The organism is Salinibaculum salinum, assembly GCF_037645885.1.
GTDB classification, from domain to species: domain Archaea; phylum Halobacteriota; class Halobacteria; order Halobacteriales; family Haloarculaceae; genus Salinibaculum; species Salinibaculum salinum.
The window spans coordinates 196,585-212,067 of the sequence record NZ_JBBENW010000001.1; the positions used below are offsets into that span (position 1 = coordinate 196,585).

The 15,483-nt window shown below is 59.5% G+C and carries 16 protein-coding genes and 1 pseudogene; 3 read left to right on the plus strand and 14 right to left on the minus strand.

The genetic code is table 11. From position 1 onward, the window contains the following. Positions 1-20 precede the first annotated feature (20 nt). The 14 genes and pseudogenes from arlF to WDJ60_RS01005 all read right to left on the minus strand — a co-directional run bounded on the left by arlF (position 21) and on the right by WDJ60_RS01005 (position 11,369). On the minus strand, positions 21-464 hold the full coding sequence (gene arlF, locus WDJ60_RS00940) for an archaellum stator protein ArlF (RefSeq protein ID WP_340097860.1): 444 nt from the start codon (positions 462-464) through the stop codon (positions 21-23). Then, positions 448-1,998, minus strand: a complete 1,551-nt coding sequence (locus WDJ60_RS00945) for a FlaD/FlaE family flagellar protein (RefSeq protein WP_340097861.1) — start codon at positions 1,996-1,998, stop codon at positions 448-450. Before WDJ60_RS00945 ends, arlF begins: the two co-directional genes overlap by 17 nt. Before the next feature lie 244 nt (positions 1,999-2,242). Further along, positions 2,243-2,767: a chemotaxis protein CheD gene (locus WDJ60_RS00950; RefSeq protein WP_340097862.1), complete on the minus strand. Its 525-nt coding sequence runs from the start codon at positions 2,765-2,767 to the stop codon at positions 2,243-2,245. Between the two features lie 2 nt (positions 2,768-2,769). Then, on the minus strand, positions 2,770-3,984 hold the full coding sequence (locus tag WDJ60_RS00955; RefSeq protein WP_340097863.1) for a chemotaxis protein CheC: 1,215 nt from the start codon (positions 3,982-3,984) through the stop codon (positions 2,770-2,772). Positions 3,985-3,986: 2 nt separating this feature from the next. Then, complete coding sequence (gene cheY, locus WDJ60_RS00960) at positions 3,987-4,346, minus strand: chemotaxis protein CheY (RefSeq protein ID WP_340097864.1); 360 nt, start codon at positions 4,344-4,346, stop codon at positions 3,987-3,989. 93 nt (positions 4,347-4,439) lie between these two features. Further along, positions 4,440-6,530 (minus strand): hypothetical protein, encoded by a 2,091-nt coding sequence (locus tag WDJ60_RS00965; protein ID WP_340097865.1) that lies wholly within the window; start codon positions 6,528-6,530, stop codon positions 4,440-4,442. Positions 6,531-6,543: 13 nt separating this feature from the next. After that, on the minus strand, positions 6,544-7,020 hold the full coding sequence (locus tag WDJ60_RS00970; RefSeq protein ID WP_340097866.1) for a hypothetical protein: 477 nt from the start codon (positions 7,018-7,020) through the stop codon (positions 6,544-6,546). 18 nt (positions 7,021-7,038) lie between these two features. After that, the gene (locus WDJ60_RS00975; protein ID WP_340097867.1) at positions 7,039-7,686 is read right to left on the minus strand and encodes a DUF7500 family protein; all 648 of its coding nucleotides are present in this window, start codon (positions 7,684-7,686) and stop codon (positions 7,039-7,041) included. 210 nt (positions 7,687-7,896) lie between these two features. Next, positions 7,897-8,403: pseudogene (locus tag WDJ60_RS00980) on the minus strand (archaellin/type IV pilin N-terminal domain-containing protein); the annotation flags it as partial. 231 nt (positions 8,404-8,634) lie between these two features. After that, positions 8,635-9,204, minus strand: coding sequence for an archaellin/type IV pilin N-terminal domain-containing protein (locus tag WDJ60_RS00985; protein WP_340097869.1), 570 nt, complete (start codon positions 9,202-9,204; stop codon positions 8,635-8,637). 35 nt (positions 9,205-9,239) lie between these two features. Next, entirely contained in the window at positions 9,240-9,521 is a 282-nt protein-coding gene (locus tag WDJ60_RS00990; protein ID WP_340098355.1) for a DUF7521 family protein, read from the minus strand. A gap of 120 nt (positions 9,522-9,641) precedes the next feature. Beyond that, entirely contained in the window at positions 9,642-9,980 is a 339-nt protein-coding gene (locus WDJ60_RS00995) for a helix-turn-helix domain-containing protein (RefSeq protein WP_340097870.1), read from the minus strand. Positions 9,981-10,142: 162 nt separating this feature from the next. After that, the gene (locus WDJ60_RS01000; RefSeq protein WP_340097871.1) at positions 10,143-10,868 is read right to left on the minus strand and encodes an RAD55 family ATPase; all 726 of its coding nucleotides are present in this window, start codon (positions 10,866-10,868) and stop codon (positions 10,143-10,145) included. Between the two features lie 63 nt (positions 10,869-10,931). Further along, complete coding sequence (locus WDJ60_RS01005) at positions 10,932-11,369, minus strand: chemotaxis protein CheW (protein WP_340097873.1); 438 nt, start codon at positions 11,367-11,369, stop codon at positions 10,932-10,934. A 210-nt stretch (positions 11,370-11,579) separates the two neighbouring features. Here WDJ60_RS01005 and WDJ60_RS01010 point away from each other — a divergent pair, with 210 nt between their 5' ends. The 3 genes from WDJ60_RS01010 to WDJ60_RS01020 are packed head-to-tail and all read left to right on the plus strand — an operon-like array spanning position 11,580 to position 15,461. Then, positions 11,580-12,635, plus strand: coding sequence for a protein-glutamate methylesterase/protein-glutamine glutaminase (locus WDJ60_RS01010; RefSeq protein WP_417750420.1), 1,056 nt, complete (start codon positions 11,580-11,582; stop codon positions 12,633-12,635). 1 nt (position 12,636) lies between these two features. Further along, positions 12,637-14,655, plus strand: a complete 2,019-nt coding sequence (gene cheA / locus WDJ60_RS01015; protein WP_340097874.1) for a chemotaxis protein CheA — start codon at positions 12,637-12,639, stop codon at positions 14,653-14,655. Beyond that, positions 14,652-15,461 carry a CheR family methyltransferase gene (locus WDJ60_RS01020; RefSeq protein ID WP_340097876.1) on the plus strand — a complete coding sequence of 270 codons (810 nt, stop codon included), beginning with the start codon at positions 14,652-14,654 and terminating at the stop codon, positions 15,459-15,461. The genes cheA and WDJ60_RS01020 overlap by 4 nt, the downstream gene beginning before the upstream one ends. Positions 15,462-15,483 lie beyond the last annotated feature (22 nt).

A 15,483-nucleotide genomic window follows, 5' to 3' on the forward strand; every position in this document is an offset into this window, starting at 1 on the left:
TCAGACACCTCCTCCGACGCTCATGCCAGCGTCACCTCCGTCGTCGCCGCCGAGACGCCGTTCTCGGTGACGATTTTCACCCGTCCGGGTTCTGCCTGCGTCGCCACCGTGATAGTGAGTTGCTCACCGGCGAGCCACAGACGCGTGTCCGTGCCCGCGACGGTCGCGCTGCCTTCCCAGCCACGCTGGTACTGCCCGTCGACGAGCAGGTCGGTCGTCTCGACCGACAACTGTGCAGCGCCGGTGTTGGTCACCACCACGGTCAACTCCGCAGACGTGTTGTTGTAGGTCACGTTTGCAATCGAAATCGCCGTGTTCTGCGCCTCAAGAGCTCTATCGCTCTTGTCAGTCTCGGCGTCGGAGACCGACTCGAAACTGTTGGCAGAGGCGGTAAACCACATGCCGAAGGTGACGAACATAGTGGCGAAGATGATTGCCGCGGCCCCACTAACGCTGAAGCCCATCGGCACCACCTCCCATCATGCCAAAGGCGGCTGATTCGCCGTTGAGCTGGCTGATGTATTTGAGACTCTGCGTGTGGTGGTCGATGGTCAGCGTCCCGGTGCCGCCGCCGTCGAAGCCGCGCAAATACTCCTGAAGGTCGTCCGCGACCGCTTCGTTGACCCAGTCGATGGTCTCGTAGTAGTCGATTGCCTGTGCCGTCTCGCGGACGCCCGCCTCCTCGACGAGGAACTCCAGCCACTCGACGACGATGAGGTCCGACGCGTACCCTTCCGGGAGCGCCGACAGGTACGGTTTGCCCTCGCCGGAGGACTGGTCAGTGTCGGTCTCTGATGCCGATTCAGTGTTTGTAGTCGTCGGTTCCGGATCCGTCTCTGGTTCCGACTCAGGCTCTGCCGTGGTCGGCTCTGATTCTGGTTCGGTCGTCTCCTCGGCGACGGCCATCTCCGACTCCTCGTCGTCTCCGTCGATGACTTCGTCGAAGAGTTCGTCGTCACCGAACTCGTCCGTCGAGTCGTCCTCGCCCTCATCGAACGCGTCGTCCATCTCTCCGTCCACCGCCATCTCCTCGTCCGATTCCTCAGCGTCGTCCTCGTCTTCGTCAGCCCAGTCTGCGTCGCCGGACTCGTACTCGTCTTTGAGGTCGGCAAACGAGGTTCCGCCGCCGCTGTCCTCGCTGTCGTCGTCCGTGTCGTCACCAGCCATATCGTCCATGCCGTCGTCGAAATCGTCATCGAAGTCGTCGTCGAAGCTATCCTCAAAGTCGCCGCCGTCGTCCATCTCCATGTCGTCACCGCCGCCCATTTCATCGCCGAACACGTCGCCCATGTCCCCGTCTGCCTCCATGCCACCGTCGTCCTCGACGAGATCCTCATCGAAGAATCCCTCCGCGTCTGCTTCGGCAATCTCCTCGTCGAGGTCCTCGTCGTCGCCACCGTCATTGTCGTCACCGAACAGCCCGAACGAACCGTCGCCGCCATCCATTCCACCGCCGCCCATTCCGGCGTCGATGTCGTCGGCAAACGGGTTGACCCCGCGGGTCACCATCTCGTAGATATCGAGCAGTTTCCGGACGTTCTCCTCGACTTCCCCGACGCTCTCCGATATCTGCTCGTTCTCGTTGCGCACGGTGTTGACAGTCGACGAGAGGCTCCCGACTTCGTTTTCCAGTTCGTCCAGTCGGTGTTCGAGTTCGTCGACGTTGCCGCCACCGCCGCCGTCGTCCATCTCGCCGAACTCGTCGTCGCCGAACCCGCCCAGATCGTCGCCACCGTCGTCCAGTCCACCGAGTCCGCCCAAGTCATCGTCACCGCCGTCGCCGTCGTCTGCCATCAACCCACCGCCGCCACCCAGGTCGTCGTCCCCGCCGTCGTCGCCGTTGGCTTCGTCTTCGTTTTCGTCACCGACGATACCCTCCAGCATATTCCGGATACTCATGCCGACGAGTCCGCCAGTGAGCAAGACGAACAGCCACACAGCATCCGTCACTTCCAGTGCGACGGACTGTAACGGCTGGGCGAACGCGGCACTACTCATTACGCGTGAGCAAGGTACTTGCACTCTTGAATGTACCGTCTATTCTATCACATCTGATAATATACGGTTCGAAAGAGGGAAATAAACATTATCTTATGCTTTTTATTCTTGTAAAATAGTGTCGGACGTTTATTTCAGAACTCGTTTCCAGAGAACAGCGTCGGACGTATCACAGTTGGTAACAATGTCTGCCACGCGTCTGACGGGAGCGCAGCAGCCCCACAGTCAAACCGGCCTCACACAGTCACAGACGAGTGTTCTCGGAGTTGGCACTCTTGACGACGAGGTCACCGGTCTCCGCTTCCAGACGGAGCGACCGGCCGTGGTCTCCGCCGACGTCCTCTCCGACGATGGGAATCCCGTAGTCGTCGAGCGTCTCGCGGACCTGAGCGATGTTCCTGTCGCCGATTCCCGACCCCGATTCCGAGAAGTCGAGCATATCGCTCCCGCCGGCGATCTTGGCTTCGAGGCGAGTGATGTTCGCACCCGCCGCTTCCATCTTCTCGACGAGGAGGTCAGTGCCGGTATCTGCGAACTTCGCATCGTTACCGTCCTCCATATCGTCGGCAGATGGGAGCATCACGTGGACCAGCCCCGCAGTACCTGTCTCGGGGTCGTACAGCGCGAGCCCGATACACGACCCGAGACCGCTGGTTGTCAGCACTGCACCGTCCGCCGTTACGTCGTACTCCGCGATACCGACCTTCACCCGTTCGGGGTCGGCGTCCTGTGACTGCTCGGTCTGGCTGCTACCGTCGTAAACTTTCATTGCTAGAATATCTGTTCCACATCGGCGTCCGTCTCCTCGGCTCGCTCGACCAGCAACTCGTCGAGCGCCTTGCGCAACTCTTCCTCGTTGGGCAACGCGTGAATCGAACTCTCGAAATCCACCTCATCGGTTTTCATCGTCGAATCGATGATGAACGCGTGGCGCTGGTGTTGTCCGAGCTGGGCTGCCAGCGGGTCGATGATCGCCTGCCCCATGTCGTGGACCAGTCGCGGCGGCGTGTGCTCGACCGACTGCTGGAGGACGTTCGCCCAGCCGTCGACGAACCCGCTGGTCATGATGTTGCCCAGTTCCTCGATAGCCGCCTTGTGCTGGTCAGTCAGCCCCTCAGCCTCTGATTCCACCGGCATCAGCGCTTCCGCGACGTTGATTGCAGACGTTTCGTCGAACAGGACAAGTAAATAGCCACTGGGAGTCCCCGTAAACTCCACCACCGTGCCGACATACGTGTCGTTGCCCACCTGCTTTGGCACGTCCTCGATCGGTGCAAAGGAGATCTGGGTGACCTCGGCCTCGGTCGAGATACCGGACATCATCTCGACGTTTTCCGCAGCCTTCTCGGTTCCCCTCCGGGTCATCCGGTTGAACGCTTCCAGTTTCTCGATCGGAATCGCATCCTCGCCGGTGGCGACGTGGTCGGCCAGCATCTCCGCCATCGGCCCGTACTCGGGCAGCATGTAGATGTAGAAGTTGACGGACTGGTCGAGCCACTCGATTTCGCTCCGGAAGACGAATATCTGGTCGTTCTCACTGGCCTCCGGTGCCGCCGGAAGCACGCTGGAACCGGACCGCTCGATGTACTCCGGCGGCGTGTGTTCGATGGTCGCACCGAGATAGTCCGCCCAGCCGTCGATGAAGCCACTCATCATGATGTTGCCGATCTCCTCGACGCTGGACTGGGCCATCGCCGGGTCGTCGGCAGCACCAGGCATCAACGAGTTCACGATTTCGTCGGTGCTCTCGTCGTCGAATACCAGCACCGTCTCACCGCTGAGTGCACCCTCGAAGCCGAACTGCACGCCGACGAACTCGCTGTCACCGAGCTCTTCGCCGATGTCGGCCCGGTCGACGAGCGAAATCTTCGTCACGTCGACCTCGGCGTCGATGCCCGTCATCTGGGCCATCGACCGGGTGGCCTGTTCGGCTCCTTCGTGAGCGAGCTGGTTGAACGTGCCGAGCGACTGGACGTCTACCTTCATCGTTAGGACGGGACGACGTCCTGGATCGCCTCTATCACGCTCGGTTTCTGGAACGGTTTGGTGATGTACCCATCAGCCCCGGCCTTGACGGCCTCTTTCATCTTCTCTTCTTGCCCCACGCTGGTGCACATGATGACGTTCGCGTTCGGTGCGGCGTTTTTGATTTCGTCAGTCGCCTCGATACCGTCCCGGATCGGCATCACGATGTCCATCATCACCAGGTCCGGCTGTTTCTCTTTGAACACTTCGACGGCTTCGACGCCGTTTTCCACCTCTCCGACAATCGTATGGTCTTCTTCGAGAATTTCCCGGAGGAGGTTCCGCATGAACTCGGAGTCGTCGGCTATCAGTACGTCTGCCATATCTGCTCACCACAGAGTACCGTCAAAAGCTAAATAAACCTGTCCCGTTGATTATCGGCGCTGATACTCGATGGTGCGCCGCCTGACAGAAAATCACGCGGGAATTACCGGAAGCAGTTCTGACAATACACGAACAACATCCAGGACAAACACGGCCGGATTGTCGTCCGAGGGCACCCGGTAGCTGAAGTACTCGATTTTCGCAAGGAGTAAAAACACGGTCGTCACCCCAGCAGGGAGTGCCAGCCCGACAGCAACGACCCGAATATCGTCGTGCAGCGGCCACGTACTCACGACGACGACTGCTACAAGTGCCGCGCCCAGGCCGACCAGCGCGTGCAGTTGCATCGCCTCACCGATTGCCGGGTCCGCCAGCGCCAGTGTCGCCGTCAGCACTGCGCCACCGACGAAGACAGTTATGAGGTAACTCCCGAGCAACCAACCGGGACTGTCAGCGACGGCCCGGTGAACGAACGAACACCGCGCCACCCCGTAGAGCAGTAACGGCATCACCGGCAAGATGTAGCGAACCGTAATCTGGCTGTGTAACGGCAGTTTCGGCAGGTAGATGAGTGCAAAAACGATAGCGAAGCCAGCCGCCAGGAGGTCTGTCTGGCGGCGGGTTGTCGTGATTCCCGCCCCGACGACCCGTTCGCGGAGTCCCCGAATTACGGCGACAGGTAGCCAGATGAGCGCCGCAGCCAACGGGAACGATTCGAGCAGTGTGAGTTCGATTGCCTCGGCGTTGTTCACGCTGTTCGTGAGACTGGGAATGCTTCCACCCCGGACGAAGATGTGATACAACCGTTCGTGCTGCCCGAGAACGTCGAGACTCTCTCCAATCCAATCGCCGACGAAGCCGACGAGACTCCCTGCGAACGCGAGGAGAGACACAAACGTCGCCACGAGACCGCTCAACGGACCGTTACCGCCAGTGTCAGTCCCGGGTGTTCCATCGACACCACTCCCACCGTCGCTACTACCGTTCCCATCGCTGCCGGCCGGCATCTGTGTTTCACCTTCTGGAACAGGTGTTCGTGTTCCGCCGTCGTCAGCCGGTGTTTGGGTCCCACCGCTGCCTCCGCCGTCTCCACCGCCGTCCGGAGATAGCGATGTTTCGAGTCCGGACCCGGCGCCGCTGATGATTCTCGGCGACTCCAGCGGATTTCCGGAAATAAGCGTGTTCAGCGTAACGAACGGAAGCATCGAAATCGCAAACAGGAGACCGACCAGCAGGAGTGATCGAAGCGAGTTCTCCGGTGCAGTCACCAGGTCGACTGGCGCGAGAACGGCAAACAGAAAGAACGCCTCGAACGGGTGGACCGTTGTCAGCAATCCGAGCACGCCGTAGGAGCACGCACGAGAGAGAGTACCGCGGCGGTCGGTCCGATCCCGACTGACGGCAAAACAATACAGCGCGACGACGGCGGCCGCGGCGGTGACGACGTGCCGTTTCGGAATCGTCGCCCAGAACCCCACCGGTGTCGCCACCACTACCGCTACCCCGGCGACGACACCCATTCGGTCGCCGTGGAATCGTCCGATGAGGCGATAGAGTACGACGGCGACGAACGCCGCGGCGAATATCGTACTCAACTGGAGCGCGACCAGCGCCAGCACGCCTTCCGGGAGCGCCGTCACGGACAGCACATTCCCGACGAACACGAGCAGTGCACCGACACTCCCGACTGCCGCAATCTGTTCGCGACCCGTGAGTCGTCCGACCTGTCCGGCGAACGCGACCAGTCCGAGACTCCACGCACCGGCGAGCAGGAGCTTCGGCGCAACGAGCGCAGACCCCGCTTCGAGCAGCCACAGGAGCGGGAGCGCGAGCAAGACGTGGCCGTAGTTTCGGCCGTACGCCTGGCCGTCGACTTCGACGAGTCCCGGCTGTTCGCCGAGTGTCAAGGCATACGGACTCTCGAGAATGGCGAGATGACCGTCTGCGACGTTGGCCAGCGCGTTCGCGACCGTCACCGTATCCTGAATGAAGATACCGACGCGCCACAGTGCACCACACCAGAGCACTGCCCCCAGGAAGAGCGTCAGGCCGAGTCGGTCACCGAACGCCACCCGACCGACACTCTGGACAATCGACGACGCACGCTCCTGAACGGAAGCAACGCGGTCGGTCGTCACCGATTCTCCCGCGCCGTCCCGAGACGACTCCGTACTATCACTCATCTCGGCATCACGCTCATCCACGACGCACCTCGACAGTCCTGTTCATCACGACCTGTCCCCCAGCGTAACTCTGGACGCGGACGACGAGATGTGCCTCCGTCCCGTCGAGTGCCGTCCCTTTCGAGACGGTGTGGTCGCTAATCGGAACACGAAGACGACCGGTCGACCGAACGAGTTTGTCGTTTTGCATCCGAATGTTCAGTTCGGGAATCGTCACCTGATAGAGGACCCGTGGTTGCCCGTCGACGCGGGTTACGTCGATGATTAGGTCCGGAATGCGAACGTAGGAGACGTTCGTGCCGAATCGACCCTCGGTAACCTGAATCGTCTCCGCAGTCGGTTCGACGACAGTCACCGATGCTGTGCCGTCGTCGAGCGACGGCCGATCACCGACCAGTTCGACACCACCCACCGGTCCCGAGAGGAGCATCCCCACGAGAATAAGGGCGACAGCAATCTGAGGAACCGAAACGGAATCTCCCTCACTCATCGTTAGCTGCGGCGCGTCTCACAGTTCGACTCCGTTGTCTTCGTCAACAGCAGCGAGCAAGTCGGCAATCGTGTCGTCGGGTCCGAGTCCCGTCGACTTGACGAGATTCGTCAGACTCTCCGAAGGATAGCGAACCGGGACGTTCGATTCCATGAGTAAGATGCCGAGCACTTCCTCGACAGGCGTGTCGTTGTCTATTTGCTGGGCGTACCACAGAATGAGGCTCTCGAAAATCGTGACGACGTCGTTCGAGGCCATTCGGCGCTGGCTGACAGAGCCGTCGAAGATAGCCGTCACGTCGAACCCGTACCGGGACCCGCCGTTAGCGAAACTCTGGCGGAGCCACTCGTGGACCTCCTCTCGCGATATATCGTCTTTTTTCGACGGTTGAGGGGAGTTCTGCGAGGGAGCAGGCTGGGATTGCGGCTCCGGTTGTTGCTGGGGACTAGGTTGGGACCGCGATTGCGACTGGTTTTTCGCCGGCTGTTGCTGTGAGTGGCCCGGTGTCTGCTGTTCGCGGGCGTCGGGCGAGACGACGAATCGACCCTCGTCGAGTTTCGTGACGTGTTCGTCGTCGGCGATGTCGAGTTCCTCGGGAGAGAGAATCGGACCCTCATCTGGGTCTCCACCATCGCCCATGTCGACGTCGTCGGGCCCGTCGGACATACGCTGTACTCTGTCGTAGAGCGGTATAATTCCGTCGGCGATGTCAGACGCGGCGCTGACGCTGGTCGGCGAAATAAAACAAAAGGAAAGAGAGTGCCGTTACGGCGAGAGGGTAACGCTCGTCTGCTGGAAGGTGTCAGGAGCCGTGATTTGGATTTCAGTCTCGCCACCTGCGTCCGTCGTAAGCGTCAGCGTCGCGGACTGACCGGTTTCGAGCGAGAGATCATCCTCGAGAGAGATACCATCACCAGTACCGGTCCCGTCTAAGCTAAGTTCAATGTTGGCAACATCAGTGTCATCGTTCAACACACTGTTATCAAGACTGTCGTCGTCGTCTTTTGTGGCAGTAATCTCTATGACATCGTTGCTACCAGTTTCGGGGGATTGAGTCATATCAACGGTCGCCGTACCATCAGGTGCAACTATCTGAACCGTTGCGTCCTCAAGGTCAATATCGCTGGCACCAGATACGCGTTTGACATTAATATCAACCTCCGAAATGCTGTCGCCTGAAACTGTCCCCGTCACGCTACCGGCGACGGAGACGCGATTCGTCGTCTGGTCACTCGCACCAGTACCCGATTCTTCGGCCGAACTCTGGAGGAATCCAGCCGTGTTGATGAGGACGCCCGCGGCGATCGCGGCGACCAGGACCATCGCGATGAACACGATGAGCGTCCCGATACCGACCTGGCCCTTCTCTCGTTTGTGTGGCATTTTCAGTTCCATGGTTTATCTCGCCTGGGCAGTGTCTGCCGCAGACTTACTTGGAAGGTCACTATCCGACGGTAATAAGAATGACCCCGAGATTATCGTCTGTGAAAACGAGTTTTCGACCGGTATACAGAATTTCAACGAGTGAAAAAGACGATTTCAGCGTTGATACTCTCCAGTAGAGAGTTCGTACGCACCGAAACCGATAGTGAATGACAGTCAGGCATTACATCTTCATAATCCGACCGTCGACTTCCCTTCCAGCGACCGTGGTACCCGTAGACGATAGACGAGTTCGGAGTCGGTTCCGATTGTAATCGTCACGGTATCTCCGGGTTCGAGCGCTGAACCGAAGGTTTCCGGGTCGATAGTGAACGTCGCCCGGTCCGTCCCGGCATCGAGAACAGTGTCCGGCCGACCAAACACGGTTATCCCGAAGGTTGAGCCGGTGGTATTTTGCCCGTCCCAGGTGAGCGTCTCGACACCTGCCGGCCCGATCCACTGGATCGTCGCAGCGCTGAGATCGGCTGTGCCACTATCAGAGGACAGTTTCACAGTGACGTTTACCCGGTCGACTGTGTCGTCGGACACTTCGCCTGACACAGAGACGATTTCGAGACGACCGTCGAACTGCTGTGAGACGCCCTCGCTCGTGCTTGCGGTTTCGCCCTGAAGCAGCCCGGCAACGTCGAAGAAGACGCCAGCGGCCATCGTCGCGACCAAAATTGCAGCAATAAGAATGATGAGCGTCCCGATTCCCGACTGAGCCCGATCAGCGTGGTCGTGTTCTCGTTGGACACTCATAATCATACAACGCGCGACCGAGAGTTCCGCCAGTCCTACTCGTAGGTGACGAGACTGTACATCACGAACAGGAAGCCAAACGTCGTAAAGCCGCTGTTGACCAGCAGCAGCGACTCGATGTACGCCCCGTCGAACCCGAGCAGGAACGCACTAATCATCGTCGCGGCCGCGCCCGCGACCGCGAGCGAAAAGCCGAGCGAGAGATGGAGCATGGCTTTCCGAGATGTCTGAACGTACGCGCGGATCGCCATGCCGACCATCGTCAGGCCGGCGACGACGAAGACCAGCGTCGAAAGCGCATAGAGGAGTTCGACTATGTCGGGCACTACCTCTCTGTTGCAGACACCCGCTCTTAAATCCACTCACGAAAATATCGCACCTGATAATCTACGGATTAAACGGTGATACTCACACTTAGAGCCCCCTCAAACAGAAAATTATCCTTCCGAAAGTGTCCGCCAGGCCTCGTCGAGTTTGTTGGTGACTTCCGACCGCTCCTCGACGTCGACGGCGAGTTCTTCCTCGTCGAACTCGACGCGAATCGCATCGACGTTCCGCCGGTACACCTTGATTCGTCGGCGGTCGTCGGAGAGAATGTTGTCGTGTAGCTCCAGCAAGTTGTGTTCTGTCAGTTCGTCGATCCGTCGGTAGCACGTGGCAATCGGAATCTCCAGTTCGTCACTGAGCTCTTGCGCCGACCGGGGTTCGTCGGTCGCATCGAGAATCTCAGCGCTGTATTTATTCCCCAATGTCTGGAGTAATTCCGCTGAAGCCATCGGTTATCAAATTATGAATCACCCAAACCATAAAACTATCGTGTGCTGAAATGAGCTGCTTGAAACTATATTGATACGAATCGAAGATTTCGCAAGAATATAGACAGAAGCAATTTCAGGCAGTAAAAAGCCTATTTTCGTACAGAATAACCAGGCTAACAATCAGATTGGTGACTCTTCTTCGCTCATCATCGAGAACGCACTGGCGTTCTGGTGAACGTTGATACCGCCGTCGGAGATTTCCATCGGGAAGATGTCAGTATCGATGTTTTGCTTGCGCATCTTGGCAACCCAGACGTACCGGTTGACACCGGAATCGGTCGGCGTCTGGAGCAAGAAAATGTTCCCGTCAGTGAGGAAGTTCTCCAGTCCGATATCTGTCTCCGGAAAGACCGTTCCCTGCTCGTTCGTCATCAGAGTCGTGAGGTTATTCTCCCGCAGTATGTCGGTGAACTTCAGCAGATACGTTCGTTTCTCTCGCTCGCTCTCGAAGAACAGCTGGAACATCGTGAGCGAATCCAGCACCAGCCGTTCGTACCGGTCGTCGTCGAGGTCGTCGAGCAGAATCTCCAGTGCGCTGCTGAAATCGTTCTCTCGGAGGAGAACTTGCTTGTCGTAGACGTTGATTTTCCCCTCTTTGACGTACCGGTCCCAGTTCTCGAAACCGATAGACTCGGCTGCCTCTGCGAGGTCTGACTCGTTTTCCTCGAAGGAGAGATAGATACCCCTCTCGTCGAACATCTCGACTCCGTTGTAGATGTACTGGAGGCCGAGCAGACTCTTGCCGGCACCCGGGTTTCCACTGATGAGTGTCGTCGAGTTTCGCACGATGCCACCGTTGAGGATATCGTCGAGTCCGTCGATTCCGGTCTTTGTCAATTCTATCATAATTCTTATTCAGGAAGGTGATTGGAAGATGGTGTCGCGGCCGATTGAAAAACCTTGCCCATACTACGACGTGCCGTGGACAGATTTGGGGTCGACCCAGATGACGAAATCGCCGTCGCCGCGTTTGACGACGCCATGGATAGCATCGTCGTCTTTAGCCGGTGAAGTGTCTACGTCCGCCTCGTCGATCTGGACGACCTGGTCAACCTCGTCGACGAGCCAGCCCGCAGCGCCCTGGTCTTCGACGATTTCCGGGTCGTAGACGATTATTCGCTGTTCTGCGCCGTCGTCGGCGATGTTGAACACGACTTTCGGATTGATGATGGACGTCGTTCGGCCACGGAGGTCCATCACCCCCTCGACGTGTGCTGGAGAGTTCGGTACCTTTGTGAGGTCGCCGATGTCGACGATTTCCGTCACGTAGTCGATGCTCACACAGTACGTCTCGTCGCCGAGTTCGAACTCGAGTACCTGTCCACTGGTGGATGCTGTCGTTGACATGGTTGCACTGGAATCGGGACGAACCCTGGGACGGCACCGGCTGCCGTTGGTCGATGGGAACCAGTAGAGGGACTTAAATCTGCCCTCCGTGCTATCACATTTGATTACGGAGGCGGTGTATTTATGCGAGTCGTAGCCGGAGTACGGACTGAGAATGGAGTGGATTCTGTACCGTGGGCGAGCGCGCTCGGTCGGGCAGGTGAGCGCGTGATGGCAGGAGTCCGACCGCGCGCAGTTGTCGCCGACGACTCGCATTTCATGCGGAGTGTTATTTCCGATATCCTCGAGGATGGAGGTATCGATGTCGTCGGGCAGGCCAAGAACGGTCGCGACGCCGTCGAAACTGTCGCCGACCTCAGCCCGGACGTAGTGACGATGGACGTCGAGATGCCGGAAATGAACGGTATCGAAGCGGTCGATCGCATCATGTCTGAGAACCCGACGCCGGTCCTGATGCTGTCTGCCCACACCGACGAGAACGCCGACGTAACCTTCGAAGCCCTCGACAAGGGGGCAGTCGACTTCTTCACGAAACCCGGCGGAGAGGTGTCTATGGAGATGTCCCGGCTGGAAGACCAGCTCGTCGAGATGGTCACCTCCGTCGCAGAAGTCGATGCGACGGCTGCGACCGGGTCCGAGAAACAGACCAGCGCACCGACATCCTCGACACGAACGTACGTCGAGAACCCGACACTGCTGATCGGCTCGTCGACGGGCGGTCCGAAGATGGTCGAACGCGTCCTCTCGGAGCTGCCGCTGGAGGCGGACTTTCGGGTCCTCATCGTCCAGCACATGCCAGACGGGTTCACGGAGCGGTTCGCAAAACGCATCGACTCGCGGAGCGACTACGACGTGCGTGAAGCAAGCCATGGCGACCGAATCGGCGGTGGGGAAGCGCTGGTCGCGCCCGGTGGTAAGCACATGATCGTCTCGAACTACCGGAGCGGTCGCCTCCGAGTGAAGCTGACCGAGGACCCGCCGGTCAACAGCGTCCGGCCAGCCGTCGACATGACGATGAACAGCGCGGCAGAGGTCATCACGGACCCGCTGTTCGGTGTCATTCTCACCGGGATGGGAGAAGACGGAGCTGCCGGCATCAAGGCGATCAAAGCCGTCGGCGGACGGACTATTGCGCAGGACGAGGAGACATCAGCCGTCTTCGGGATGCCAAAGCGAGCTATCGAGACAGGGTACGTCGACGACGTGCTCCCGATCGACGACATCCCGAACGGGATTTTGAACACCGCGAAAGCGGAGGTGAACTAACATGGACGACCAGTATCTCGACGCATTCATCCGCGAAAGTGAAGAAGAGATTACGAAACTGAACAACTCGTTGCTGGACCTGGAATCGGACCCCAGCGACCAGGAGGCGATGGACCAGATTTTCCGGACGGCCCACACGCTGAAGGGGAACTTCGGTGCGATGGGGTTCGAGGCCGCCTCGAATCTCGCCCACGCGATGGAGGACCTGCTCGACGAGATGCGCCAGGGCGAGATGGAGGTCACACCCGACGTGATGGACCTCATTTTCGCCGGCGTCGACCAGATCGAAGTCATCGTCGGCGAAATCGAATCGGACGGCGAGCCAGAGACCGACACCGACGAGATGGTCACGCAACTCCGGGCAGTCCTCGACGACGGTGTCGAGGCCGCCGCCGGCAGTGCCGCTACCGAAAGTGGGAGCAGTGCAAGTAGCAGTAACGACCAGTCCAGCGGGAGCGTCGATATCGATCCGGACGACGTTGCCATCGATCTCGGCGACGTTGCGGACAAAGTCGTTCACGTGGAAGTCGATGTGGGCGAGACGGACATGCCGGGTGTCGACGCGATGTTCGCCATGGAGGGCATCGAAGAGCTGTTCGAGATCCTCGACAGTAACCCCAGTCGGGCTGACATCGAAGACGGAGACTACGACGACACGTTCGGTCTCTTCATCGACGCCGACGATCTCGGACGCGTGGACGCGGAAATGGAATCTGTCGGGAAAGTAGAGACAGCGACGGTCACCGACGTGACCGACAAGGTGCAGGACGATGGAGCGGCGGGTGACGCTGCGTCGACCAGTGGAACCGACAGTGACGGGGAAAGCGACCACTCCGTCGACGAAATCAAATCCGTTCGGGTGGACGTCGACCAGCTCGACGACCTACACGGGCTGGTCGAGCAACTGGTGACCAGCCGCATCAAGCTCCGGCGGGCCGTCGAACAGGACGACCTCGATTCGGCAGGCGAGACGTTAAACGAACTGGACAAGATTACCGCGAACCTCCAGAACACGGTCATGGACATGCGGCTCATCCCGCTCAAGAAGGTCGTCGGGAAGTTCCCCCGCATGGTGCGGGACCTCTCGCGGGAACTCGGCAAGGAGGTCGATTTCGAAATCGAGGGCGAAGACATCGAACTCGACCGGACCATCCTGACCGAGATCTCGGACCCGTTGATGCACATCATCCGCAACTCGCTGGACCACGGTATCGAACCACCCGAGGAGCGCGAACAGAAGGGTAAGCCCCGCGAGGGACAGGTCACGCTCCGGGCGTCCCGCGAGCGAGACCACGTCATCATCCAAGTCGTCGACGACGGGGCAGGGTTAGACGTGGATGCAATCAAAAAGAAGGCCATCGAGAAAGACGTGCGCTCGCCCGAAGAACTGGAGACGATGGACAACTCGGCCATCTACGACCTCGTCTTCCATCCGGGTTTCTCGACGGCCGACGAGGTGACAGACACCAGCGGCCGGGGCGTCGGGATGGACGTCGTCCACGACACCGTCACGCAACTGGACGGCTCTGTCAACGTAGATTCGACGCCCGGCGAGGGAACGACGGTGTCGCTTCGCCTCCCAGTGACGATGGCTATCGTCAAGGTGCTGTTCGTCGAGGTGGGCGACGAGGAGTACGGCATCCCCATCAAGAACGTCGACGAGATCACCCGGACCGAGGATATGAAGAAAATAAACGACCAGCAAGTCATCAAACACAACGACGAGATCTATCCGGTCATCGACCTCGGAGAAGCGTTCAACGTTCCCGGCCGGGCGACGGCCACCGACGGCGGCGAAGGCGTCGAACTCGAAGAAGTCGAGGAGGCCGGCGACGGCATGCTCGTCCGCATCCGCGAATCCGAGCGACAGGTCGCGCTGAAGTGCGATTCGGTCAACGCGCAGGAAGAAGTCGTCGTGAAACCGCTTGAGGGGATTCTCAGCGGGACGCCCGGCCTCTCCGGGACCGCAGTGCTTGGCGACGGAAACATCGTCCACATCCTCGACGTGGTGACCCTATGAGCCGGCAAGAGGACCGCGCGTTCACGACCCTCCTCGAATACGTCGAGGACAACATGGACTTCGAGACCGGCTTTTACAACGACGCCTACCTCGACCGCCGTATCACCGCCCGGATGCGGCGGACAGACGTCGACGACTACCGGTCGTACCAGCGACTCCTCGAACGCGACGACGAAGAGCAGGAGGCGTTGCTCGACTCGCTCTCGATCAACGTCACCGGCTTCTTCCGCAATCCCGAGGCGTGGGAGAAGCTTCGCCTGGTGTTGCGCGACCTGACGGCGAACAACCGCCGGGTCCGCGTCTGGTCGGCACCGTCTGCCGACGGCCGAGAACCGTACTCGATTGCGATGCTCGCGATGGACGACGACGAGATTACCGACCGGCGGATAGAGATTACCGGCACCGATATCAACGCCGACATCCTCGAAGAGGCCCGAGCGGGCGTCTACGAGACCTCGCAGACGACAGATATCGCCGAGGAACTGGCACCACTCGAGGACTACTCGCGGTACATCGAACAGGACGACGACCAGTTTGCCGTTCGCGACCGGGTCAAAGAGATGGTCACCTTCGAACAACACGACCTGATTCGGGGGGACCCAAAGCGGGACTTCGACCTCGTCCTCTGTCGCAACCTCCTCATCTACATCGACGCCGAGTTCAAGACGCCGATCTTCCAGACGATTCGCGGGTCACTCCGCGAGGACGGCTATCTGATGATCGGGATGACCGAGACACTCCCCGCGGAGTGTCGGGACAGCTTCGACCCGGTTCACAAACAACAGCGCATCTACCAGCGTGCCTGAACCGGGCTGACCAACGAACATA